This window comes from Pseudomonas coleopterorum (assembly GCF_900105555.1).
Taxonomy (GTDB): Bacteria; Pseudomonadota; Gammaproteobacteria; order Pseudomonadales; family Pseudomonadaceae; genus Aquipseudomonas; species Aquipseudomonas coleopterorum.
Window position 1 is genome coordinate 35,934 of sequence record NZ_FNTZ01000002.1, and the last position, 22,321, is coordinate 58,254.

Below are 22,321 nucleotides of genomic sequence, written 5' to 3' on the forward strand. Positions count from 1 at the left end.
GAGCATTAGCGCTCGTTATAACTGGTTAATTACTACGTCATAGGTGACATCCACCCATGCGTATAAATTGCCAATCGTTTCGGATGGCAATGCTTTGACCGTCTCTATTCCAAGCACAAAACCGTAAGCACGCTCAGCTGCTATCTCAGCAGCTGAGACAGTGCGTGCTCTACGCATCGTAAGGTCGAAACCTTCGAGCATTATGCGAACAGGATCTGGAAGTGCAGGCAGCGGTAACACGATGAGGCTCCTGGTTGTTCGGCATGCAGAACCAATCTGCGACTCATCGGCAAGGATGTAAACCAATGCATGGCTTTACTGACCAGGAACCAGAAATATCGCGATTGAATACATGAACGCGTCACTTTTTATGCAGCACAAGTGTTGCCAGTGCAGCACAAGTGTTGCATAATGCTCCTACCGAAACAGCTAGGGAATTTCCCATGAAGTGTAGTGAGTTTCGGCGGTGGATGAAGGCCCGTGGAGTCGAGTTTCAAAGCACCAAGGGCAGTCATTTCAAGGTTTCCCTGAATGGCAAATCCACCATCTTTCCGGACCATGGCGCTAAGGAAATCGCCGAAGGTCTACGAAAGACCATCATCAAGCAGCTGGGCCTCAAGGATTGAGGCTTGGCTTTTACACAAAGAGGTGGCCATGAACGACTACACGCTTGAGATCCATCACGATGAGAAGGCTGGGGTTTGGCTCTCTTGTGTTGAAATTCCGGAAATGCACGCTTCAGGTGACACCCTTGCCGATGCCTTGCGTGACACTGGAGACGCTATGGATGCTGCGCTGTCGATCTACGTCGACCAGCGTCGAGCGATCCCAGCTGGTCGATGGCAGAGTGATGCAGCGACCCGCCTGCACCTTTCTGCTCTGACTGCTGCAAAAGTGGCGTTGTGGAATGCGATGATCGAGGCCGGGGTCGGTCGCGGTGAATTAGCAGATCGTTTAGGGTGCACTCGGCAGGTGGTAGATCGGCTTGTCGATATTCTCCACACTTCGAAGATCGACCAGGTGGAACGTGGCTTGGCGGTCCTGGGAAAACGTATCAATGTGAGTGTTGAAGCAGCTGCGTGATGCTCGAGCTGCCCAAATCTTCAGCCAATGAAAGGAGTCAACTTGATGAAGTCGGAAGACTATGAAGATCAGGACTATGAAGATCAGCCCAGCTTGGGGCTGTATGTGCTGTGTATTGCGGCCATCCTGGCGGTGCTGTATTTCGCCAAAGATCCCGCAGAGTCGAAGCAAGCTGCAGAACAGTTCTTGGAGAAGTGCGCGCAGCCAGTGGAAAGCCCATTCAAAGAGAACCTTGCGTGTGTGAGCGCGCGGGCCAATCGCAAATGAAAAACAAAATACCCGACGAGCGATGCATAGGTGAAAGGAACCCCACATGAGCGACCCTCTGGGAGAGCTAACCGTCGAGCATGCAGAGGCGGCTTACCGCGAGGAGTTGATCAAGTACGAAGAAGTTCTAGACGCCACAATGGCCCTATCGCTCAATCAGCATGAAATCCAAACCGATGGCCGCGGACTTCGTGCGATGAGAATCTTCACAAGGCAGACTTTGGTTGCTATTAGCTTGTCTAGGCTCTTGCCATTTTTTCGGAGAACCAACGATCCTGAAGGTGGATTCTGGGATGTTTGCTCGGTAGCGTCCTTAACCCGCAATCTAATGGAGGGCTACGTCGCGCTCTTTTACTCAGGAACCGAAGTCATCACCGCTGAAGAAGCCGAGCTACGCTTCTTTCTAGGCCAGTACCATCGCAACCGCGAATGGCAGTACGTCCGAAAGCGACAGAGGCCGGACGATCCTGAGATAGCGCGGGTTGAAGAAGGGCTTGAGAGTGAAATGAGGCGACTGAAAGAACATTCATTTCTGCCCCACTTATCGCCAGCCCAGCGAAATAAGGCGCTTAAGGGCGACGAAATGTATCTCACTAAAGCTGATGTAGAAGAACGATCTCCAGTCGTAAGTAACTACCGTCTTCACTATCAACTGCTTTCAAATCTGGCCCACCCACTTCCATTGTCTATAGAGAGAATTGACAACGATCGAGGAAGGGGCAATCGGGTCGTGGCTGACATTGCCTACGTGCACATCTGCCTATCCCTGGCAGTCAGATTTCTTGCGGCATCAGTACTGGCGACCTACGACCACTTTCCTGAGCTTGAGAGTCGCCTGACTGAACCACCAGAAAATCTTCGTCGTTTTGTCGCCGATTAGGCCGTCGCCGTCGCGCGGGCTAAGTCCGTAGGAGAGGGACGCTTTTCGCTCCCCAAGATCGAGTAGAGAACTCAATATGGCAATGACTGACCCACTTCAAGCACTCGTGAGCCTTCAAGCAGAGATTCGCAAGGGGATGCTCACCCATCCTACCGAAAAATACCCTTCAGTGCGGGTCGTGCTCGATACAAAAAACGGGCACGTCAGGTACACCTTTGCCCGGATCGAGCATGGTCGGGTGAAAGCATTGGCAATGTTCGTAAGCGTGGACCAGATCGACGGTATCAGGTGCTTTCAGGTTGGCTACGCCGTTCCAGAAGCTTATCGGGGTAAAGGCTGGGCGATTGAGATCCTTGAGCAAGGATTAGAGGAGCTCAGCAATGGCTTGTCACAGCATGGCGTAAAGAAGTTCTATGTAGAGGCGGTAATAGGTACGTCTAACCTGGCTTCTATAGGAGTTGCAAAGCGGGTCCTCTCTATGACACCAGTCTCGACTACAGATAGCTTTTCTGGCGAACCCGCATTTGCTTTTACCCGACTCGTAGAGTGTTGAAGAAAAACTCCTATGTAGGTCCGAGCACAGCCATCGAGCTGGGCGGCGGTGGACACCATTCCGGCGTCTCAACCCTCAGCCGACAAGCACCGCTCATAGAAAGGAGCCCCTACGATGTCGACGATTGAATCCACCGAATTGGAAGCCCTGGTACAAATCAGCGATCAGGCACACCAATAATTGATCTGGGGCAGTGAGGCCTGGCTCGAAATTCAGGTGGCTGTTTCGTATGCCTGCTGACCTGGCGGAATAGGTCGCCGAGGTGATTGCCAAGGAGGCTGTCATCAATACCCGAGTTACGCAAAACTACGCGATGGAGGCAGTCGTGGCAGCGCTGCGCAACGCAATCATCAAGGCCGAGCACGGCGCTCAATGCAGGAAAAAAACATGAACAGTGACAAGAACGATAACCAAATCACTTTGCTCCCCGGCTCTCGATTTCGTCGACAGGCAGGTCCGTACAACTTGGATACAGGGCGGCCGCGGTACGCATTCCAAGTAAGTGCGCGAGACGAGCAGGCGCGGCTTCAAGTCGAAGATAATTCGCAGATCATGGGTGCCCCTGGCGGCTACTTTTACGTGTGGGACATTACGAACGGTTCTACCTGGCCTGTATTCTTGACCCTTACCGTGGATGGAATGATGGTAGGCCTGAATAGCGACTGATGAAAACGTCGAGGGAATCTCTATGAAACATGACAAGGCTGAAGCGCAAATTGCCCGCTATGAGCGAATCATTAAAGCCGCCACGGTCATGACTGAGACAGAAAAGATCGCGCTGGCCGAATGGGAAAAAAAACATGTGATAGGCGATGGTGAATATGGGACAACCGACTGGCCGGGCTGGGAGCCAATCATTTCTCGTATCTCTCATTGATAGGAATTGGGGATCTACCGCCTAGGTCGACCAAAAGCCCAACTGGCCCGAATGCTCGCTATCATCAGATACCTATAGATATCACCGGATATCTTCATGCGACGTCCAGTGAAAAGATATCCTTGGTTATCTCGTGGTAGCTATTGATACTTCTAGGTAACTGGCTATACTTGAAAAAACGCTATCAATAGATAGCTATGGATAACCGTAGATACCTGGAGATACCTCGATGCCATCAATCCCCTTCATCAGCCCCAAAGGTGGGGTAGGTAAAACCACCTCCTGCTTGGCGTTGGCTACCCAATTAGCTGCCAGAGGCGTGGGTGTTACAGTCATCGATGCAGACCCGAACTATCCGATTGCCAAATGGGCTGCCGGTGGGCACTGTCCTTCCAATATGACTGTTATCTCTGACGTCACTGAAAACAACATAGCGAGCAAAATTCGCGAAGCTGCCAACGTCGATCCGTTTGTGATCATCGACCTGGAAGGTACTGCGGCCAAAATCGTCGTCCTAGCACTACAGGAGGCAGATTTCGTCGTCGTTCCAATGCAGGGGTCCCTACTCGATGCAGAGCAGGCTGGGAGAGCGGTCTCTCTGATTCACGATCAAGAATTGGCTATGAGAAGGCATTTGCCTGCTTATAAGTTGCCATTTTCAATCCTGTTGACACGCACACCCCCAGCCTATCAGACGCGAACAATGGCCAACCTGCGCAGGAGTCTGGTGGATAAGCAGATTCCTTTGTTTGACACGGTGATGACTGAGCGTGAAGCATTCAGAGCGATGTTCTCTTTTCAGCAGCCATTGGGGGCCTTAAACCCTTCAGAGGTACCAGGTACACAGAAAGCTATTGCAAACGCTGATGCATTCGCCGCAGAACTTGTGTCGAAGCTACAACCCGCTGGAGGGGCCGATTGATGAATGACAAACGGATCGATCCTTTCGCAAACCTAAGCAGCTTCAAGCCCAAAGCAGAGGACCGGAAACACGTAGATAACGAAGTTATCGAAAAGATATCTAAAGATAACAACTTTCCGTCTCGCGAAGCTCCCCAGGTGACGCCTGCGAAGCGTGCGCGATTCAATTCGGGCGCCCCAAAAAAACAGTTGAATATCAAGGTCACAGAGGCGTGTCATGACCGTTTCTATGATTTAGCCGAAAAGCGAGGGATCAGAGTCTTGGGTGATCTTGTGACCTTGGCACTGGATGCACTCGAGGAAAAGGACTCAGAGGGTAAGCAGTAATGTGTAGGCTATTCGCGGCTAGGTTCGTATGGGTGTAAAAACCTGATCCAGCGTGAAGCGAGGATGACCTTTTAGACCTGCAGATCGATAGAGCGGGCTTGAAGGCTAGCAGATCGGCGCATTGAGGCCGCAGGTGAAGGGTAATGATAGCGGCAAGATTTAACCAGCTCGACATCAATTTGGCATTGGTTCAGTCAACCAGCTGCTCAACTTCGACAAAAAAAACCGCCAAAATTGGCGGTTTTTTTTTGGTGGTCGGGTTCGCGGCCTTCCCACCGTCTTGCAGGAAGCATCGACGTGGGCTTAGTTTACGTCTGTATACAAGGGACCTCAAGATCAGGCGAAAGGGCCTGACGTTGTGAAATGCAATCGGTTTGATCGCTACACACAGCTCAAGGACTGATCATTTTCTGGATGCTTTTTGGGCTAGCCCCTGGATGAGCGTTGCCGTTGGCAAGAACAGGCGGAGCGGGTTGACAGGAGAAGGGGTGAACCCTAGCTTGTCGCGGTAAAAAGCCGCCGCAACGTCATCTTTGGCGTCCACAGCAATAAACGCGACTCCCGAGTGCTTGGAGATTGCATACACCCGGCGAAAGAAGTCGGCCATTAAGCGCTTACCAAGACCTTGAAACTGAACTGACTTATCGACAGCCAGACGACTTAGTAGCACAGCCGGCATCGGATATCGCGGCATCTTCTTTTTCAGCTCATCGGTAAGCTCATCAAGGGCTACAGAGGCGTTCGCCAACGTGTAATAGCCGAGAAGCAGACCGTCGTCAACGAACATAAAAGTGCGCGAGGTGTTTCGTTTTTCATCTTGCCCAGCATGCTGGGCAATGTATGTATTGAGGGCAGGGTGGGTTTTGCAATCGAATACAGAGCGGTCAATCGACTGATCAAAGTCGACGGTGATGAAGTCCATTGCGAGCCCTTAGTGCAGCGCAAGAATATTGCGAAGCGTATCAGTCGGCTCTGGGGGATTGTCGAGTAGTTGATACGCAGTTTTGGCATCGAGCACAAGGATACCCTGTTCGTCAAAAGAATGCTCGGACCGCTCCTGAGCGACTGATCGAATAGCTAAAGCCTCTACAACTTTTCTGAGCTCGTTGAGCTGCCGCTCGACAGTCGACAGCTGAGGAGCACGACCACTCCGGATCTTCGCATCCAAGCTTTGGCTCAGGGCGGAGCCGGCAACCCCTTTGGTTGCCGCTCGCTCAACAATGTTATCAGCCCTCAAAGCGCGGGTTGAGATGCTGCGATCACCTTTGCGGTCTAAGAGCGATTCTTTCTTACCTGTCGGGCGAACCGGTTTGGATTGAGCTTGCTTGATCATCATGTGTACCTATGTGTGGCCTAATTCTATCACACTCTCATTAACGGTCAGACATGAGCGCCTAAAGGTCGTTTAGATGTACCACGAGGACCTAAAGAGACCCTTTTTGCTCACATACTTATCAGATCGCTGCCAACTCGTCGCGTACCTTCATAACCGTTGTCGTTGAGCACTGCGCATGCCTAGCCACTGCACGGATCCCGAGTCCTGCAGCGAGCAGCTCGCGTACCCGCTTGCGCAGCTCTAGATCGGCAGGCCTGCCCTTGTACACGCCGCTATGCTTAGCCTTGGCAATGCCCTGCTCCTGGCGCAGCCGTCTCTGTTGATAGTCCTTCCTGGCGATCGCAGCCATCATGTCGATCATCATGTAATTGATTGCGGCCAGCATGCGATCAGTGAATTCATCACCCGATTGAGCTGTGATGCCCTGGTGACTGGTTGGCAGGTCCACGGCGACGATTCGAATGCCGCGGCTGTCGATCGCTGCCTTGAGAGACTGCCAGGCCTGATCATCCATTCTTGAGAGCCGGTCGATACTTTCCACCAGTAGAACGTCTCCTCGACGAGCATCCTTGAGTAATCGGATCAGCTCTGGCCGATCGGCATGACTGCCGCTTGCGTTCTCCATGTAGCTGGAAGCAATGGTCTTGCCATGGCCGGCGACAAATTCTTCCAGGTACTCACGAGCTCGACCTGCATCCTGGTCGTCTGTCGAAGCTCGAAGGTAAGCGCGGATGAACATAGCGGTTTGTCCCATTTTGAGTGTATTACTTGAATCGTATCATTTTGGGTGTATGCGATGTGCACACCATTTGCGACAAATGATCAGACCTTCTGTGTCATCTAGGGTATACCCTAATCTGACGGCAATAAGTAGTTACAAGTGGTGACGAATTAGAATCAGAGTCGCAAAGATCCACAAGTAGCAACATGTGGTGACCGAACTCAGTTTAAAATGTTCGTGATGCGTAAATTCAATCGATGACCCAAAATTTGCCCTGGAACGACTCGATGACAACTTCTGACGATGTGGTTTTGGCGACCGCAACACAGATCCAGCAAACCTTTAGTTCAGCCCAGGTTGCCCAGCTCATTCGTTTGATCAGCCCTGCAGCGCAGTGCGCATTGATGAGTCCATATGCGTTCGAGCGAGTGATCGCCTTCATGTCGTGCCGCAGTGGGCATCGAGCCTACTCAGCAAAATCCCTGCATGCTGCCAGGCTTGTATTGGTGATGGGTGCCAGCGTAGCCGAAGCAGCTGCTGATGCGGGATTGAGCAGGCAGGTTGTACATAGGCTCATGGCACGCATTCAGACGCGACTGGATGCTTCTCCTGAGCATTTGAACGGCATTGAGGATTCAGCGTGTATTGCAGCTGCAGCTGCAGCCACGGGGCCAATTGAATCCATTGAGCCAGATCAAGCACTAGGGGAGGGGAGGGCTCTGGCCACTTGAGGTCACATCCAGCGTACTTCCTGGTTCACTCTGACGTGCGTTCCCCTCGCTGCGCTCAGGGTCGGGCTTTCGTGCTGCGCATCGAGCCAGGCCATGAAGCCGGCCTGTCTCGACCCTTCGGGCTTCAATCCCCGCCGGCAAGCCGGCTCTAACGCCTCCGGCCTTTCGGCCTGCGCGCTCCGCTTGCCGTTGCTGCCTCTTCATTCGTGTCACCTGCAGGCTTTGCTGTGCGCCTTTCGCCGTGCGCTTGACGGTAGATCGAGCGCGGCACCTGACAAGGGTTCGGCTGCGCCCGCGGTACTCCCCCGTTCAGACTCGCTTCGCTCCCTTAGCTGCGGCCTCGCACCGCGCCCTTGTCAGGCACCTATGCGCCCGATCGACCTAAGCGCATCGGCGAAAGCCACCCAGCAAAGCCAGCACAGAGGTGAGACGAAATGAACAGACAAGCAAAGCAACAGCTGATGAAGCGCTTCACAAGCGGTCAGGTTGAGATCTGTAAAAAACTGCTGAAACTGAGCCGCCAGGTCCACCGGTTCAATGCTCGTGTCGAGTTCCTGGTACTGACCTTCAAGCATGACCTAGTACACGCCGTTGTCGGGTACGAGCTTTGGGACAACGGCTTCGAAGGGCTCGGCGAACGCCAGTTCGATAACTGCTTCGAGATGGGCGACTCATCCGAGGTGATCGCCGAGCTGATCACCACGGCGCGCCGTGAGGGCTTCGTAGAAAAAGTGCAGATCTGGTGTGGCAAGGAATCGTTTGCCCGCTGGTGTAGCTATGCCGACCGCCAAGGCGATCTTTTCGCCGCCTAACCCCGCTTGCGCCCGGCAGGCCGGGCGCTACATCAGGAGAAACACCATGCGTCTTTCCAGCAACTTTCGTAACCCTTGCATGATCCGTAGTGACCTCGCACTGAGCAATGATCAGATCGCGCGCTACGTCCCGTCGATCTTCGCCGAGGAAGCGCACGACAGCCGTTCAGAACGTTATCTGTATATCCCCACTGTACAGGTGCTCGATGCTCTGCGCGCGGAAGGCTTTCAACCGTTCATGGCCTGTCAGACCCGCGTACGCGACCAGGGCAAGCGCGAGCACACCAAGCACATGCTGCGCTTGCGCCATGCCAGCCAGATCCTGGACCAGGAAGCCAACGAAATCATCCTGCTCAATAGCCATGACGGCAGCAGCAGCTATCAAATGATCGGCGGCAAATTCCGCTTCGTGTGTGCGAACGGTCTGGTCCTGGGCGACGTGGCCGCAGACCAAAAAGTCCGACACAGTGGCCGTGGGGATGTGGTGAGCGATGTGATCGAAGGCGCGTTCGAAGTGTTAAAGCATTTCGAACAGATCGACCACATCACCGCTGATATGAAGCATCAGCAATTGCACCAGGACGAGCAAGAAGCGTTCGCCATGGCGGCTCTGGCCTATCGCTACGATCCTGCCGAGGGACCGGCGCCTGTGACGCCTTCCCAGTTGTTAATGCCGCGTCGCCGCGAAGATCGAAGCAGCGACCTTTGGACCACTTTCAACCGCGTCCAGGAAAACACCATCAAGGGCGGTTTGAGCGGCCGAAACAAGCAAGGCCGACGCACTACGACCCGAGCGGTCAACGGCATTGACCAGGACGTGAAACTGAATCGCGCACTGTGGGTACTTGCTCAGGCCATGGGCCAACACCGAAAAGCCGCTTGATAATCCACCGCTGGGCGCCATGGCGCCCAGCCCTGACAAATCTGAATCAGCGCAAGGAAGAAAACATGAGCGGCTATGTGGTGACCTGGACCATTGAAATCGAATCCGAAGAGGGGCACGAAGGTGCCGCCCGAGAGGTTGCCGAGCTATATTTTCAGCCTCGTATAGCTGAGGGTGATCCCTACAGCGCTTGCGTATTCGTCGTCACTGATATGGCTGGCCGATCCGAGCAAATCGATCTGGCCGAACAGCCAGAGGTCGAATAAGGCCAACCCCTTAAAAACGTAAAAGCCCCACGATGTGGGGCTTTTTTGTGTGTCCTTATTTTCGCGCTAACGTCATCAAGCTTCTTGAGACTTTGCCCTAGGTCCGGAGCGTTTACGCGTTGTCGTGAGTTCGGTGATGTCTCTTGCCGAAACGTTCATGCCGACATCAGCAAGCGCTTGCTTGACCTCTGCCACGGTGTAGCCCTTGGCTGAACACAGATCAACAATTTGTTCCTTCAAGGACTGGAGCACGTCCGCCTGGCTCATTTTGTCTTTGCTCAGGTCCGGAAGTTCGGCCAGCTTCTGCCGGGCGTTTTCAAGTTCTTGCTGAGTGAATGTTTTCTGCTTGGCCATTGGAATTCCGTCGTTCATTGATATTGATCATCCGCCCCATGATCTACGCTGGGCGAACATACCGCAGGCGAGCCTAGCAGGTGGCCTGTTCCCTGGATAGCACACTGGTAGTGATTTGTAGGCCTGAGCGCGCTTGAAGGCCTCACCGTTATGAATGCGATTATCCCTCAGAACCGACAAAAGTGCGCTAGTCGAGTCCCTGGAGCCCGTCAGCCTTCTGCGGAACCCCCCCCACCACTCCCGAAGCCGCCTCTTTGCCCTGGACCCTAGCCGGCCCCCGCCTGGAATGCTAAGCTTGGCCCCAGATCCGGTTTAAATAGGTTGACCGGAAATGTTTTGTGGCCACCGCCCGCACGCGGTCAGTGTCCCCAAAACCCGGATCAGGGCTACGCCCCGACACCCCAGCATCGTCAGTTAGAGTTGAGTTATGTCAAAAAGCGAGTCGCGGCAGAGAGACCAGATGATCAAAGTCCGCTGCACGTTGGAGGAGAAAGCCTTGCTGAATGAGAAGGCTAAGGCAGCTGCGATCACTGTCTCCGACCTGATGCGGAGTGCCGCACTTTCTCGCAAGATCAAAACGCCAACTGACAAGAAGCTGATGGGGGAACTACTGCAGTTGGGCGGTCTGCAGAAGCATCTTTACAGTCAGATGCAAAGCGGCATGACCACTGAACTGAGCAAGCAATTTGCTGATGTTTTGGTGGCCATCAAGAAGGCTGTGAACGCTATCGATTTATCGCAGACCAACCTCAAGTGATACCTATTCCATGAACGTCATCATTCCACCTAAACGCGGCGATAAGGGCTCTAGCTTTAACCGGCTGGTGAGCTACATCAGCGATCGGATGGACAAACCCAATGATGATGACGAGATTTCTTCTACCGCTCGTGCCAGCGCTTCGCGTAGCAAAAAGGCGATGTTCGATCGGCTCGTTGACTACGTTGAACGCAACGAAGGCGATGACCGTGCTGTAGTGATCACAGATGTGTTTCCAGATGGCCGGCAGCGCCTGATCAGTGGTGGTATTTCCTGCGAGACCAATTGCTTTTCCTGGGAAACCGCAGCTGCAGAAATGAACATGGTGGCCGCACAGAGCACCCGGTGTCAGGATCCGGTCTACCACTTCATCCTATCCTGGCGCGAGAACGAGGCGCCTACCGATGCGCAGATCTTCGAGTGTGCCGAGTACAGCATTCGTCAGCTGGGCATGGAGGGCCATCAGTACGTTACTGCCGTTCACCAGGACACCGATAATACCCACTGTCATGTTGCGGTGAACCGCGTAAACCCAGTGACGTACAAGGCAGCAAACCTGTGGAATGACGCAGACACCTTGCAGAAAGCCTGCCGTGTCCTGGAACGCAAATACGGGTTCATCCAGGACAACGGTAGCTGGGAATGGGGTGTGAATGATCAGCTGAAGCGTGCCCCGCTGCGGTTCACCCGTGCACCGCGTGATGCAGTGCCATTGCAGGTCTATTCCAACACAGAAAGCCTTTACCACTATGCCGTTGAGAACGTCAGAGACGGCATTTCCAAAATGTTGGAAGATAACTCGTTGACCTGGGAGAAGACCCATCGTGTCCTGCACGATCGTGGGCTAGGATTGCGTGAGCAAGGCGATGGACTGGTGGTCTATGACTACTTGCGTCCAGAGAGTCCCACGGTGGTCAAAGCGTCATCGGTGCATGTGGCTTTGACCAAGGGCAAGCTTGAGCGTCACATCGGCAAATATGAAGGTCGACCATCCTTTGCCACTGAGGCCTTCGACGATAGCCAGAGCTATGTCCTGATGCGTTCCAACTATCAGCCACAGTTCGAGCTGCGCGATAAAGACGCGCGCTTCGAACGCCGGCAGGCGAGGGCAGAGGCGCGTCTGGATCTAAAGCTGCGCTACCAGCGCTACCGTGATGGCTTCAAGCGGCCAGAGTTGAATGTACTGGGCAGACAGCGAGAAATCGCTGATCACTTCCGTGCGATGAAAGCGACCGTGCGTGATAAGCATCGCGATCCAGTCATGCGCAAGCTGATGTACCGCGTGGCTGAGTTCGAGCGAATGAAGGCCATGGCCGAGCTACGCATCCAGGTGAGGAAAGAGCGTCAGGATCTGGCTGATAAAGGGTTGGGTCGACCGATGGGTTACAGGGCTTGGGTTGAGCAGGAAGCACTGGCAGGTGACGTGGCAGCGGTCAGTCAATTGCGTGGCATGGCGTATCGCGAGAAGCGCCAGGCCAAGCGTAATGAGCGCGATGTTGATCGAGTGATCTTGTGCGGCGTAGCTGATGATTCGCCCGTGCATGATTGGAAAACTCATGCAACTCAAGTGCGCCGCAACGGTGTTGTGGAATACGTGCGCGATGGGGTTGTGGGTGTCAGGGATGAGGGCACCCTGGTCCACATTAATCCCGGTTACTTCGGAGGTGAGGATCGCTCGAACTTTGCCCTGGCCATGGCTATCACCAGCCACAAAAGCGGCGATAGGGTTGCCTTCCAAGGTGAGATACCGTTCATGCAGGATGCACTGCGATCCTTGCAGGACTTCAACCGTGAGTATGGGCTGAGTCGCTTTGAGCCGACACGCGAGGATCAGCAACGCTACCTGGACTACCTGGAAGAGGTCGACCGATCACAACCTCAGGTCGATCGCCAGGCTGCTACTGCTCACGTACCACCGGACCCTGCTCCAATCCAATATCCCAGACCATAGGCGAGTGTTGGCCGCTGGCGTCCACTACACACTGGATGGTTTCCCTCAGAAGAAGCTTGGTCTTCGGACGTGATAGTTCGAAATCGCGGGCTGCGGTCGATGTCCGCTGGGTATGGAGGCGTACTGGATAAAGCAGGGTGCTAAGCAATGCAACTCAATAGACTCAATTTCTACTGACTGTAGACGTGATGTAAACAATAACTCCTGACACAGAATTATTTACCTGCAGCAGCTGCACAACTTTTTACCGTTCGTCGGTCCTGACGCAAGAAGGAGGGAACGGTAGGTATCAATGTCGGGTCAGACAGTCAAAGCGATACGTATCGCACCTTCACTGTCCGGAGAACGAAATGAAAGCAATCGTATATAACGGCCCTCATGACGTCAGTGTTCGAAACGTTCCCGATGCCAAGATCGAGAAACCTACGGACGTTTTGGTCCGGATCACGACCACCAACATCTGTGGTTCGGATCTGCATATGTATGAAGGTCGTACGAGTTTCGAGACTGGTCGAATCCTGGGCCATGAAAACCTCGGAGAGGTCATTGAGGTTGGTGCTGGTGTTGATCGAGTCAAAGTGGGCGACGTGGTTTGCTTGCCGTTCAACATTGGCTGCGGCTTCTGTGAAAACTGCGAGAAAGGCCTGACGGGTTACTGTCTGACCGTCAATCCAGGGAGTGCTGGTGGCGCTTACGGTTTTGCCGAAATGGGGCCCTATGAGGGCGGCCAGGCGGAGCTGCTCCGAGTCCCTTATGGGGATTTCAACTGTCTGGTGTTGCCTGAAGACGCCCGAGAAAAGGAAGACGACTACGTCATGTTATCGGATATCTTCCCCACGGGTTGGCACGCCACCGAACTGTCAGGCCTGTTGCCTGGGGAAAGCATTGCGATCTATGGCGCTGGTCCTGTCGGACTGATGGCGGCGCACTCGGCGATCATCAAGGGAGCCTCAGAGGTGTTCGTCGTCGATAGTCATCCTGATCGCTTGGCGCTGGCTGCCAAGCTGGGTGCCACGCCAATCAATGCCGTCGAAAAAGAAGCAGTCGAACAAATCCTTCACCTGACCGACGGCAAGGGCACCGATCGCGGTTGCGAGTGCGTCGGCTATCAATGCTGCGACAAGCATGGCCATGAAGTCAATCACCTGACCATGAACAACCTGGTCGCCTCGACCAAACCTACCGGCGGAATTGGGGTCGTCGGCGTATTTGTTCCCCAGGACCCAGGTGCTGAAAACGAATTGGCCAAGGAAGGTAAAATGGCCTTCGATTTCGGTTCCTTCTGGTTCAAGGGCCAGCAGATCCGTACCGGGCAGGCCAACGTCAAGGCTTATAACCGCCGACTGGCCAAATTGATCCAGCACGATCGCGCTAAACCCTCGCAGATCATCTCCCATAGCTTGAAGTTGTCCGAAGGACCTGACGCTTACAAGCATTTCGATGCCCGCGATGATGGCTGGACCAAGGTTGTGCTCAAGCCGGGCGCCTAAGACTCGGTGTCTATTGATCTGGGCCTCAGATCCAGTCTTGATCGGCCGGAAATAGTCTGAAGGTCAAACTGATGCGCGGGCCTATCACTTTTGCGGCTCTCATCACTGCATGGAGCCAATCGTACTGGGTATCACCGCGCATCACGATTAAGTGGTTGCGCTGAAGTTACAAGGCACGACGGGTGCCTGATACCTTATGCTTGAATGCACATTTTCGGTTGCCCCTGCGCATAGTGCTGCTATTACACTATGCGCACTTCTCGCTTCGGGATCGCGATGCAAATCCATGCCTTCGCTGCCGTTGTAGTAAAGATTGACTACAGGGCTATTGAAGGTGGCGCCGGTGAGGTGTCCACCCCTGGTTTGATGAGTTCAAGAATAGGTACCTTTCAGGGCTGCGCTTCGAAATTGGAATAGCGGAACGCCGGTTAGCGCTTCGCTTAGGCATTTCGCTTCCGCAGCCTTAATTAGCGGCCACGCCGGGCCTGATCCTGAAGTTGCCCCTGTGTGGAGTTATGTCGTGGTAGCCAACGTCCAGAAACTGAACACTCATCCTAGCGTCCATGTTCAGTTTCTGGACATGGACGCCAAGGCCTGAGCAGCTAGGGTTTGTCTGAAAAGTCAGCCCGCAAGCATCTTTCGATGCAGGCCAGTGTGACCATGGCTTTGAAGCTGCTGGCCAGTTTGTCGTAACGCGTACAGATCCGACGTTTTTCCTTGAGCTAGCTGAACACCCGCTCAATAACGTTGCGTTTTTTGTACTGAGGCCTGTCAAACAGCCGAGGCAAGCCGGGTCGAGGCTTGCGATGCATCTTGCGCAGCGGAATCACCGGCTGCATGCCGTAGCGGTCGCAGTACTGACGTATAACCTGGCTGTCATAACCCTTGTCGGCAAGCACATAACGGCAACGCTTGCGCGGGCGACCCCTGCTGCCAGGAAGACTGAGCTGATCCAGCAACGGCATGAAGTAGCGCGAGTCAGCCTGCTCGCCGGGCGACAGCATAATGGCCAACGGGATGTCATGACTGTCGCAGGCAGTGGTGTTGCGGTTCCTGCGGGCCCCTTTTTTTCCAGCACCGCTGGCAGCCCGGGTGGCCCGGATTGACGTGGAATCGACCATCCAGGTATCCAGATCGATGAACCCGTCCTCTCGCAAACGAAGATGAAGGTGGCGCAGAACCTGCTCGAACGTGCCGTTGTCACGCCATTGCCTGAAACGCTGGTAAACGGTCTTCCAAGGCCCAAAACGCTCTGGAAGATCCCGCCATTTGGCGCCAGAGCACAAAATCCAGAAGATTCCATCAAGCATCTGACGATCATCGCGCCTTGGCCGCCCCATGTGTTGAGGAGGGGAGATAATGGCTTCAATGATCGCCCAACGCTCAGATTAAATTTCATAACGGTCTGTCATGACGGCTCTCCTGGCAACTAGAGGGCATCATTCTAGCGAAAGCGACTTTTCAGACAAACCCTAGGCCGTGGTAGGTGTCGTTAGTCGCGATCCATCAAGGTTATCAGTAGATATTTAACATTCATTTGAGCATCGTACTGTACATCTAGAAACGAGCTTGGGTGCAGATGTTCAGGTAACTGGTATGTATCCCATCCAAACAAATCGCTATCAAGCAAATCCAAATCGCTTGCACTATGTATGGGCTGTCCCAAATTGCTGGCCACATCGGATTTTGACTTTAAAAGCGATAGCGGGCTTGGAAGGTTTGCTTGATAGTTGAATCGACCACTGCTCTTTACATCCAGTACAATGTATATAACTTCGAATCGCATTCTTTCTGAAAATACTAATTCAAATCCTTGCTCTAGTTCCACCTCTAGTGTGTCGCTGTCACCATAAAGTTTCGATAGCTTGCAATCAGGAATTATTTGATTTTGCAAAAGTGAGTCGTGTGTGTACCCAAGGTTTCTTATTATTTTATTTAAGGTGTTCTGGTCCATTTAGGCTTCACTTAATAAGTTTGACAGGCAAACACATTTTCTTTCGGCTTGCCACAGTAATTCCGTAAGTGCGTTGATGGCTATTTTCTATTGCTTATAGCAAAGTTTAGGATCTTTCGAATCTCATCGGTATCGTCCATTGAAAAGATCATATCGATCAATTGCGTCCTTAGGTCTATCAACTCTTGCCTTTGTAAATCTGCCGATCCGGGTAGAAATTCACCAGGGGTAATCTTGAACAGAGCGGCCAGTTGGACGAGCTGAGCGCCGTCTGGAGCGTTCACCCCGCGTTCATAGCGGCTAAGCGTAGCATTGTCACAATTTATTGCCTCGGCAACCTCTTCTTGGGACAAACCGCTGCGCTTTCGCAGAATCCGAATGCGGGCCCCGATTACCTTGCGAATGGACGAGGACATGGTAGCACCCAAAAACCTACCATTTTCAGGGGTTTAGTCAGTAAAAACAGGGAATAAATGCAGGATTCTCAAAAACCGATGACAACATTGTTGCGATCGTATAGTATTGCGTAGTGGCTATGTGCGATTGCAATCCTCATAGCTGGATGTATAATCAGTGGTTCGTGGGGGTTTCCTCTACAAAATCGTTTCCTATTAGGATGAATTTTTGCAGGTTCATTGCGGAGCCGTGTGCGATGGAAAGTGAACACAAGCCAGGATGGTATCTGATCACCATCAATTACCAATCGCACCAGAAGGTCAGTGATGGTATGCACCTCCTAAGCGCGGAGACCTTCTCACCCCTGCTGGAGTCTGTAACAAAACACAGCGCTACAGGCATACGACGCTCCAGCAGGGTGCAGTTGTTCCCTGGCTACATGTTCGTCAGGATCAATCCTGAAGTCATCCATCCCTCAGTCATTGCAACGATGTCTGGGGTGAAAGAGTTTGTAAAGTTTGGCGGTGAGATATGCGTTATATCAGATCGGACAATTGATGCTCTCAGAGCTTCTATGGTTGTCCGGCCAAATCGCAATGTGACTAGAATAGAGTTGTCTGGTCTTTCACCGTCAATCGTGGAGTCGATAAACAATATCCTCTGTCTTAAAGACAAGCTATCCCGCCAAGTTGCTCTAATGGAACTGATTCAGAAGGACACAGCTATTCAAAAAGCAACTGCCAACAAACATACGGTTTTGGCTACCGTATTAGAGCATCCTTCTATCAACGACAAGATAAACTGATATCTTGTCTGTTTGCACCATCCTAAACTTTACCCGCTTCGGGAGGCTTTATGCATGCAAAACCCCATCCGGTTGGAAATCGAGGTAAAACTCGAGTTATTCACATCGGGCAAGAACGATTTGAAACGTTGTCTGACCTGGCTATAAACATCAGCTACGAAGGGAAAAGACAGATCACAGCATCTCAATTGGCTCAATATGTGCTTGATAACTTTCTTGAACAAGCTCGCCTCAAGCTTCTTTCAGAAATTCCGCAGCTAAGTTAAAAATGATCACCACCAGCGCCTTCATGGTACTGGCTCTGCAATGCCCTTCCTCGACACTCCCCGCTCCGCTCGACTTGATCGTCCCCAACCGAATTATCCTCAAAGCACCATGCCATTGGCGTGATCGGCATAGCTTTGCCTCGGCAAATGCAAAACCGGCACGAGTTACCCAGGGCGGTTTAAAAAGCCGGTGAAGGAAAGTGCCAATTCTGGCGGGCGAGGTCTTGGTCGGAGTCATCATTGTCGAGTTCTGGCCCCTACCAGGCCAGGTTTTCGCTTGATCGACTTCGTTTGGAGTTGATCAAGAAAGTTCTGAACACTTACCTCCCGCCTATGAATGTTCATACCGGCGCCGATGAGAGGCACCTCATGCGAAACCCCCTGCTAGTCGCGGCAGCCGTTGCGATCGTCTCAGGCTGTCAAACTGCTCCCCCTACCGACCAGGTACCTGCAGCGCAGATGGTCGATGATCAAATTGCCGTCAGTGCATCCACAATCAGCCAGGCGCAGATGCGCTTGCACCGAACAGCGGCGCCGGTCACAACCTCACCTGCTGCCTACAAGCCTGCTGGGGCACCGACGGTGGTGTTGCCGGCTCCAGTCCCCCCGCCCAGGATCGTCCAGGTAGTCCAGGTCGTGCAGCCTGCTGACAAGCCCAGCGTGGCTGCCCAAGTGGTAGCCGACGCGCTGAAGCCGTCTTCCTCGGCAAAGGTGCTGACACCTGCTACCGCCGTACCGCAAAAAAACGTCCCTCCTGCTCCTGTGCCAGCCGTGGTGTTCGCCAAGGTCACCCCAGCTCCCAAGCCTGCTCCTGAAAAGTGGATGCTTAACACCTCTGACGTGACGCTGCGTCGCGCACTGAGCAAATGGGCTGCAAAGGCTGGCTGGCAGCTGGTATGGGACGCTTCGGTGGATGTGCCGATCAACGTCACCGCAACGTTTGAAGGCGACTTTCGCTCTGCTGTGAAACGCCTGTTTCAGTCCCTGTCTGCTGCCGATGTCAACCTGACCGGCATGCTGTATGCGGGCAACCGCGTTCTTCGCGTCACCGAGTCCGGTAGCCGCGCTCAATAATCCCCTGGAGTAACCCTATGACTTCGTACGTGAAACGAAGCCTTGCCGTGGCCGTTGCATTGGCCCTGTCCGGGTGCGGCGCGCTGAATGAACGTGACGGCATCCGCAGTGCCTCGGTTGAAGGCAACCAGAAAGTGCAGGACAGCCTGGCTCAGCTGCGTCAGGAAGATCTGCTGCGCAGCGCTGCCGTACGTGAATTCGACGGTGTATGGCTGGGTGGCAAGACGGTCAAGGTGTCACGCGACGCCGAACTGCCTGCCGTATTCAGCCAGCCGATCCGCTTCTCGTTTCCTGACAAGCCGGCGCTGAATGTGTTTGCCGATCGAATCAGCAAGATCACAAATCTGTCTGTTCGGGTCAGCCCCGACGCCTTGGTACCGATCCAGGTGTTCACTGCCCAGCGCATGGGCTCAGCTGGAGGAGGCGCTGCGCTACAGGCTCCATCGCCGGTGACCATGAGCGTCCCCATGAGCGGAACGCTTGGCCAATCAGTGCCAAGCCTGGCCTCCATGTCCGGCATGGGCGGTGGCGGCTATACCGCTGTGCCGCAGGGCGAAGCTGTTGGGCGCTCTTTTTTCATCGATCAGGCCAGCCCTGCCGGTGCCACCCTGAGCGAACTGCTCGATCAGAAAACAGCTGAGTATGGGGTCGGCTGGGATTTTAAGGACGGCATCATCCAGATTTCGCGTCTGGTGACCCGCACCTACCAGATCGCAACGATTACGGACATCAACGATGTCACCAGTACGATCGCCAAGACCTCGACCACTGGCGGCAACGACAGCGGCGGGGATTCGGTGGCGAAGGAGGCCGGCAAGGTTTCTTCAAACTCGGATGTTTCAGCGAAGATGACGGCCGGCGTCGATGTGGTTAAGAACCTCAGGATCGCGATTGAGGGCACGCTGACACCCAATAGCATCGGCAAATACTCTATTTCTGACTCAGGCGTCGTCACGGTCACTGATACCCGTGAGGTGCAGGAGCAGGTAGAGGAGCTGATCAATGCGGAAAACAAGTCGGTCAGCCGCCAAGTGCGCATGCGCATGCAGATCGTCGACCTGACAGCCACGACCAACAATGACATGGGTGTGAACTGGGCCTGGCTGATCAACAACGCCGCGTCCAAGTGGAACGTCAATCTGTTCTCGCCGGCAGGCCTTCCTGGTGCATCCACCGGCTTTGGGCAGATCGGGGTCATCCGCAACGGTGACAACTCGACGACTTCAGCGTTTCTGCAGGCGCTGGCCACCGTTGGCAAGGTGAACGTCCGCAAGGATGAAACCTATCCAATGATGAACAACCGGCCATTGTCGATCGCCAATACGGAAAACTTCATTTATCCGGCCCGTTCCAGCTCGGCGTCCTCCAACAACACGGGCAACAACAACACGACCGTGGTGCCAGGCGTTGAGCCCGGTCAGCTGACTACGGGCACTTTCCTGAACATGCGCTCCTCGATCCAGCCCAACGGCTCGGTGATCGTGCAGTTCTCGATGGATGCCTCGATGCGCGGCGCAACCAACACCTTCGTCAACAACGGTGTGACGCTGCAGTACCCGCAATCCACTGCCAACCAGTACCAGATCTACACCACCATCGTGAAAGGCGAAACGGCGGTGCTTGCCGGGGTGCAGAACATCCAGCAACAGGGCAGCGACAGGTCGTTCGACGGCCAGCTGACCCCACTGCTGGGTGGCGGGGTGGCCAGCTCGTCCACGCAGCGCGCCGTGCTGATTCTGCTGACACCACAGGTTGTGGAAGGGGTGAACTGATGCTGACCCAATTGCAGGTTCCGGAGTTCGGTACCGCGCTGATGGGGCTGGACTGGTTGACCCTGCCAGGCATTGAAAGCACACGCGACGAAATCAGGCAGTTGGGCCGACCCGTTGATGCCGCATGGCAGTTCGTCTGGCAGGGGAAAGGGCAAACCGAAAGCTGTGTGGCTCTGGTATCACGCGCCATGAGTCGCAAGCGACCAGTTGCAGCGGCTGCATTGATCCGTGCAGCCATCACCGAAGATCAGTTTCTGACACTGATTGACATCGGCGAGGACCGGCTCTGGCTGTTTGGCGTGCAGAACGGCGTGCCAATGACCCGCACTGATCGGGTAGGGCCAGCAGTTGAGGTCATGGCGCAGGTCAGGGACGTGATCAACCAGTTTTCCAATCCTTCGGAGCTGCCGATCTACACCGATCAGCAGGCGCTGCTGGAAGCATTGCCCCACACATTGGATCTGCGGCACTTCTCGCTGCAGGTCCTCGGTCACTCGCTGCACAAGCGTGACTTTGCCAAGGCTGCTTTTAGCCGGCACACCTCGCTGCCGGTTGTTCCTTTGCTGCTGTGCATCGGGCTCCTGGCCGGGGGATGTGTTTACTACGTCTACCAGTTGCAGGCTGCAGAGACGGCCCGCCGTGACGCTTCACTGGTTCGAGAGCAGGCGATCGCGCAACGCAAACTGGAGCTGGCCAACGCAGTAAATGCAGCGATCAATGCCTCTGTGCCGGCACGACTGTCCGTGCCGGTTTACCTGGACGCCACGCGCGATCTGAAACGCTTGCTGGCAGGCTGGAGACTGACCGGCCTTGAGTGCGCTGCGGCCACTTGCACGTTGACCTATCAAGCCCAGGCGTTTGCTACCTGGGCCGGTTACTTGGCGGCAAAACCGCCGGAGTGGCCGGCTCCGATGTTTGATAGCGACACACAGAAGGTCACTCAGCCACTTCCTGTATCGCTGCCGATAGGAACGCCTCGCACGGTCGAGGCATTGCCCACGCGCGATGCAGCCAATCAGAAGCTGGGCAACCTGGCCCAAGTCTCGAAGATGCTCGGCGTGACGCTGACGTTGCCCTCGGCTTGGGCGCGGGTAGCGGGTAATGCCGCCGTCGCCGTACCCGAAGAGAGCTGGATACCCATGGTCGGTGCTTATAGCGCAACGGGATCAGCGGTACTGCTGGAAGATCTGGCCGCGCGATTACCCATGACCAGCGGCGTATCCAGCGTGACGTTCAAGCTTGATGACCCACTCACGTTCACCCTGGAGGGGACCGTATATGCCAACCCATAAATTTGCCTGGTGTTTGCTACTGCTGCCCGTGATAGCCATGGCGGAAGACACCTCCTCGCTCGACGGCGGCACCGATACATTCGGCAGGCTGTTGAGCAAACAGGCTCAGCTGCTCAATTCGGAAATGGATCTGCGCATTCGTCAGAACCAGAACAGCGGTACCGCTGCCGCTTCGGTGCTGGCCAACCCGCTGCCGGGCTCCAAACAGGAGGTCAAGGAGGGGGAACCGACGGTTGAAGCCATCTGGGGCCTGGCGGGCAAGGAGGTGGCTGAAATCAGCTACAAGGGCCGACGTGTACCGGTTTCGATGCAGGAGCCCTACATCTCCAAAGTCGATGGCTGGAAGCTGGACAGCATTCAGCAGTACCAGATCCAGCTCGTGCGCACGGACGGGCGCAAGGTCGTACAGCGCAAGACCATCATGCTGGACTGGATGGGTGGGCAGGGTGGCCAGCCGATGATGTCGGCTGCCGATCCCATAGCAGCTCCTGGTGCGCCCATCGTTCCGATCACCCCAGCCATCACCGCGCCGCTTAGTCGCTAAGCCTGGAGT

At 54.4% G+C, this 22,321-nt stretch carries 28 protein-coding genes and 1 pseudogene; 21 read left to right on the plus strand and 8 right to left on the minus strand.

The window, feature by feature from the left end; translation table 11 throughout:
* Positions 1–15: 15 nt before the first annotated feature.
* Positions 16–240: a hypothetical protein gene (locus tag BLV18_RS22295; RefSeq protein WP_139211042.1), complete on the minus strand. Its 225-nt coding sequence runs from the start codon at positions 238–240 to the stop codon at positions 16–18.
* A 203-nt stretch (positions 241–443) separates the two neighbouring features.
* Here BLV18_RS22295 and BLV18_RS21985 point away from each other — a divergent pair, with 203 nt between their 5' ends.
* The 8 genes from BLV18_RS21985 (at position 444) to BLV18_RS22025 (ending at position 4,908) form a co-directional block, all read left to right on the plus strand.
* On the plus strand, positions 444–626 hold the full coding sequence (locus BLV18_RS21985; protein WP_090362617.1) for a type II toxin-antitoxin system HicA family toxin: 183 nt from the start codon (positions 444–446) through the stop codon (positions 624–626).
* Positions 627–654: 28 nt separating this feature from the next.
* The gene (locus BLV18_RS21990; RefSeq protein WP_090362620.1) at positions 655–1,083 is read left to right on the plus strand and encodes a type II toxin-antitoxin system HicB family antitoxin; all 429 of its coding nucleotides are present in this window, start codon (positions 655–657) and stop codon (positions 1,081–1,083) included.
* 45 nt (positions 1,084–1,128) lie between these two features.
* A complete protein-coding gene (locus tag BLV18_RS21995; RefSeq protein WP_090362623.1) occupies positions 1,129–1,350 on the plus strand; it encodes a hypothetical protein in 222 nt (73 codons plus the stop codon).
* Positions 1,351–1,396: 46 nt separating this feature from the next.
* Positions 1,397–2,230, plus strand: a complete 834-nt coding sequence (locus BLV18_RS22000) for a hypothetical protein (protein ID WP_090362626.1) — start codon at positions 1,397–1,399, stop codon at positions 2,228–2,230.
* A 76-nt stretch (positions 2,231–2,306) separates the two neighbouring features.
* Positions 2,307–2,783 (plus strand): GNAT family N-acetyltransferase, encoded by a 477-nt coding sequence (locus BLV18_RS22005; RefSeq protein ID WP_090362629.1) that lies wholly within the window; start codon positions 2,307–2,309, stop codon positions 2,781–2,783.
* Between the two features lie 688 nt (positions 2,784–3,471).
* Positions 3,472–3,660, plus strand: a complete 189-nt coding sequence (locus BLV18_RS22015) for a hypothetical protein (RefSeq protein WP_090362635.1) — start codon at positions 3,472–3,474, stop codon at positions 3,658–3,660.
* Positions 3,661–3,889: 229 nt separating this feature from the next.
* Complete coding sequence (locus BLV18_RS22020; protein WP_090362638.1) at positions 3,890–4,582, plus strand: nucleotide-binding protein; 693 nt, start codon at positions 3,890–3,892, stop codon at positions 4,580–4,582.
* Entirely contained in the window at positions 4,582–4,908 is a 327-nt protein-coding gene (locus tag BLV18_RS22025; RefSeq protein WP_090362641.1) for a stability/partitioning determinant, read from the plus strand. The genes BLV18_RS22020 and BLV18_RS22025 overlap by 1 nt, the downstream gene beginning before the upstream one ends.
* A 403-nt stretch (positions 4,909–5,311) precedes the next feature.
* On the opposite strand, the gene BLV18_RS22030 is transcribed toward BLV18_RS22025, so the two are convergent.
* The 3 genes from BLV18_RS22030 to BLV18_RS22040 all read right to left on the minus strand — a co-directional run bounded on the left by BLV18_RS22030 (position 5,312) and on the right by BLV18_RS22040 (position 6,983).
* The gene (locus BLV18_RS22030) at positions 5,312–5,830 is read right to left on the minus strand and encodes a GNAT family N-acetyltransferase (protein WP_090362644.1); all 519 of its coding nucleotides are present in this window, start codon (positions 5,828–5,830) and stop codon (positions 5,312–5,314) included.
* Between the two features lie 9 nt (positions 5,831–5,839).
* A complete protein-coding gene (locus BLV18_RS22035) occupies positions 5,840–6,241 on the minus strand; it encodes a hypothetical protein (RefSeq protein ID WP_139211043.1) in 402 nt (133 codons plus the stop codon).
* Positions 6,242–6,362: 121 nt separating this feature from the next.
* On the minus strand, positions 6,363–6,983 hold the full coding sequence (locus BLV18_RS22040) for a recombinase family protein (protein ID WP_090362727.1): 621 nt from the start codon (positions 6,981–6,983) through the stop codon (positions 6,363–6,365).
* A gap of 269 nt (positions 6,984–7,252) precedes the next feature.
* On the opposite strand from BLV18_RS22040, the gene BLV18_RS22045 reads away from it, so the two are divergent.
* The 4 genes from BLV18_RS22045 (at position 7,253) to BLV18_RS22065 (ending at position 9,657) form a co-directional block, all read left to right on the plus strand.
* Positions 7,253–7,696 carry a hypothetical protein gene (locus BLV18_RS22045; RefSeq protein WP_090362650.1) on the plus strand — a complete coding sequence of 148 codons (444 nt, stop codon included), beginning with the start codon at positions 7,253–7,255 and terminating at the stop codon, positions 7,694–7,696.
* A gap of 434 nt (positions 7,697–8,130) precedes the next feature.
* Positions 8,131–8,508: a hypothetical protein gene (locus tag BLV18_RS22055; RefSeq protein ID WP_090362654.1), complete on the plus strand. Its 378-nt coding sequence runs from the start codon at positions 8,131–8,133 to the stop codon at positions 8,506–8,508.
* A 46-nt stretch (positions 8,509–8,554) separates the two neighbouring features.
* On the plus strand, positions 8,555–9,391 hold the full coding sequence (locus BLV18_RS22060) for a DUF932 domain-containing protein (protein WP_090362656.1): 837 nt from the start codon (positions 8,555–8,557) through the stop codon (positions 9,389–9,391).
* A 65-nt stretch (positions 9,392–9,456) separates the two neighbouring features.
* Positions 9,457–9,657, plus strand: coding sequence for a hypothetical protein (locus BLV18_RS22065; RefSeq protein ID WP_090362659.1), 201 nt, complete (start codon positions 9,457–9,459; stop codon positions 9,655–9,657).
* A 75-nt stretch (positions 9,658–9,732) separates the two neighbouring features.
* Here BLV18_RS22065 and BLV18_RS22070 read toward each other — a convergent pair whose 3' ends face one another.
* The gene (locus tag BLV18_RS22070) at positions 9,733–10,011 is read right to left on the minus strand and encodes a mobilization protein (RefSeq protein WP_090362662.1); all 279 of its coding nucleotides are present in this window, start codon (positions 10,009–10,011) and stop codon (positions 9,733–9,735) included.
* Between the two features lie 427 nt (positions 10,012–10,438).
* Here BLV18_RS22070 and mobA point away from each other — a divergent pair, with 427 nt between their 5' ends.
* From mobA to BLV18_RS22085, 3 genes are all read left to right on the plus strand, one after another.
* Positions 10,439–10,768 (plus strand): plasmid mobilization protein MobA, encoded by a 330-nt coding sequence (gene mobA, locus BLV18_RS22075; RefSeq protein WP_090362665.1) that lies wholly within the window; start codon positions 10,439–10,441, stop codon positions 10,766–10,768.
* Between the two features lie 10 nt (positions 10,769–10,778).
* The gene (traI, locus tag BLV18_RS22080; RefSeq protein ID WP_090362667.1) at positions 10,779–12,719 is read left to right on the plus strand and encodes a TraI/MobA(P) family conjugative relaxase; all 1,941 of its coding nucleotides are present in this window, start codon (positions 10,779–10,781) and stop codon (positions 12,717–12,719) included.
* A gap of 350 nt (positions 12,720–13,069) precedes the next feature.
* The gene (locus BLV18_RS22085; protein WP_090362670.1) at positions 13,070–14,209 is read left to right on the plus strand and encodes a glutathione-independent formaldehyde dehydrogenase; all 1,140 of its coding nucleotides are present in this window, start codon (positions 13,070–13,072) and stop codon (positions 14,207–14,209) included.
* Positions 14,210–14,811: 602 nt separating this feature from the next.
* Here BLV18_RS22085 and BLV18_RS22090 read toward each other — a convergent pair.
* From BLV18_RS22090 to BLV18_RS22095, 3 genes and pseudogenes are all read right to left on the minus strand, one after another.
* Positions 14,812–15,582: pseudogene (locus tag BLV18_RS22090) on the minus strand (IS5 family transposase).
* Positions 15,583–15,701: 119 nt separating this feature from the next.
* The gene (locus BLV18_RS22300; protein WP_139211044.1) at positions 15,702–16,163 is read right to left on the minus strand and encodes a DUF6392 family protein; all 462 of its coding nucleotides are present in this window, start codon (positions 16,161–16,163) and stop codon (positions 15,702–15,704) included.
* 80 nt (positions 16,164–16,243) lie between these two features.
* A complete protein-coding gene (locus BLV18_RS22095; RefSeq protein ID WP_090362673.1) occupies positions 16,244–16,579 on the minus strand; it encodes a helix-turn-helix domain-containing protein in 336 nt (111 codons plus the stop codon).
* A 236-nt stretch (positions 16,580–16,815) separates the two neighbouring features.
* Here BLV18_RS22095 and BLV18_RS22100 point away from each other — a divergent pair, with 236 nt between their 5' ends.
* From BLV18_RS22100 to BLV18_RS22125, 6 genes are all read left to right on the plus strand, one after another.
* Positions 16,816–17,364 (plus strand): transcription termination/antitermination NusG family protein, encoded by a 549-nt coding sequence (locus BLV18_RS22100; RefSeq protein ID WP_167375993.1) that lies wholly within the window; start codon positions 16,816–16,818, stop codon positions 17,362–17,364.
* Between the two features lie 50 nt (positions 17,365–17,414).
* Positions 17,415–17,630, plus strand: coding sequence for a hypothetical protein (locus tag BLV18_RS22105; protein ID WP_090362678.1), 216 nt, complete (start codon positions 17,415–17,417; stop codon positions 17,628–17,630).
* A gap of 459 nt (positions 17,631–18,089) precedes the next feature.
* Positions 18,090–18,704: a toxin co-regulated pilus biosynthesis Q family protein gene (locus tag BLV18_RS22110; protein ID WP_167375994.1), complete on the plus strand. Its 615-nt coding sequence runs from the start codon at positions 18,090–18,092 to the stop codon at positions 18,702–18,704.
* A 233-nt stretch (positions 18,705–18,937) separates the two neighbouring features.
* Positions 18,938–20,476: a secretin GspD/PilQ domain-containing protein gene (locus tag BLV18_RS22115; protein ID WP_167375995.1), complete on the plus strand. Its 1,539-nt coding sequence runs from the start codon at positions 18,938–18,940 to the stop codon at positions 20,474–20,476.
* Positions 20,476–21,768 (plus strand): type 4b pilus protein PilO2, encoded by a 1,293-nt coding sequence (pilO2, locus tag BLV18_RS22120; protein ID WP_090362686.1) that lies wholly within the window; start codon positions 20,476–20,478, stop codon positions 21,766–21,768. The genes BLV18_RS22115 and pilO2 overlap by 1 nt, the downstream gene beginning before the upstream one ends.
* The gene (locus BLV18_RS22125) at positions 21,755–22,312 is read left to right on the plus strand and encodes a hypothetical protein (RefSeq protein WP_090362688.1); all 558 of its coding nucleotides are present in this window, start codon (positions 21,755–21,757) and stop codon (positions 22,310–22,312) included. The genes pilO2 and BLV18_RS22125 overlap by 14 nt, the downstream gene beginning before the upstream one ends.
* The last annotated feature ends 9 nt before the right edge of the window (positions 22,313–22,321 follow it).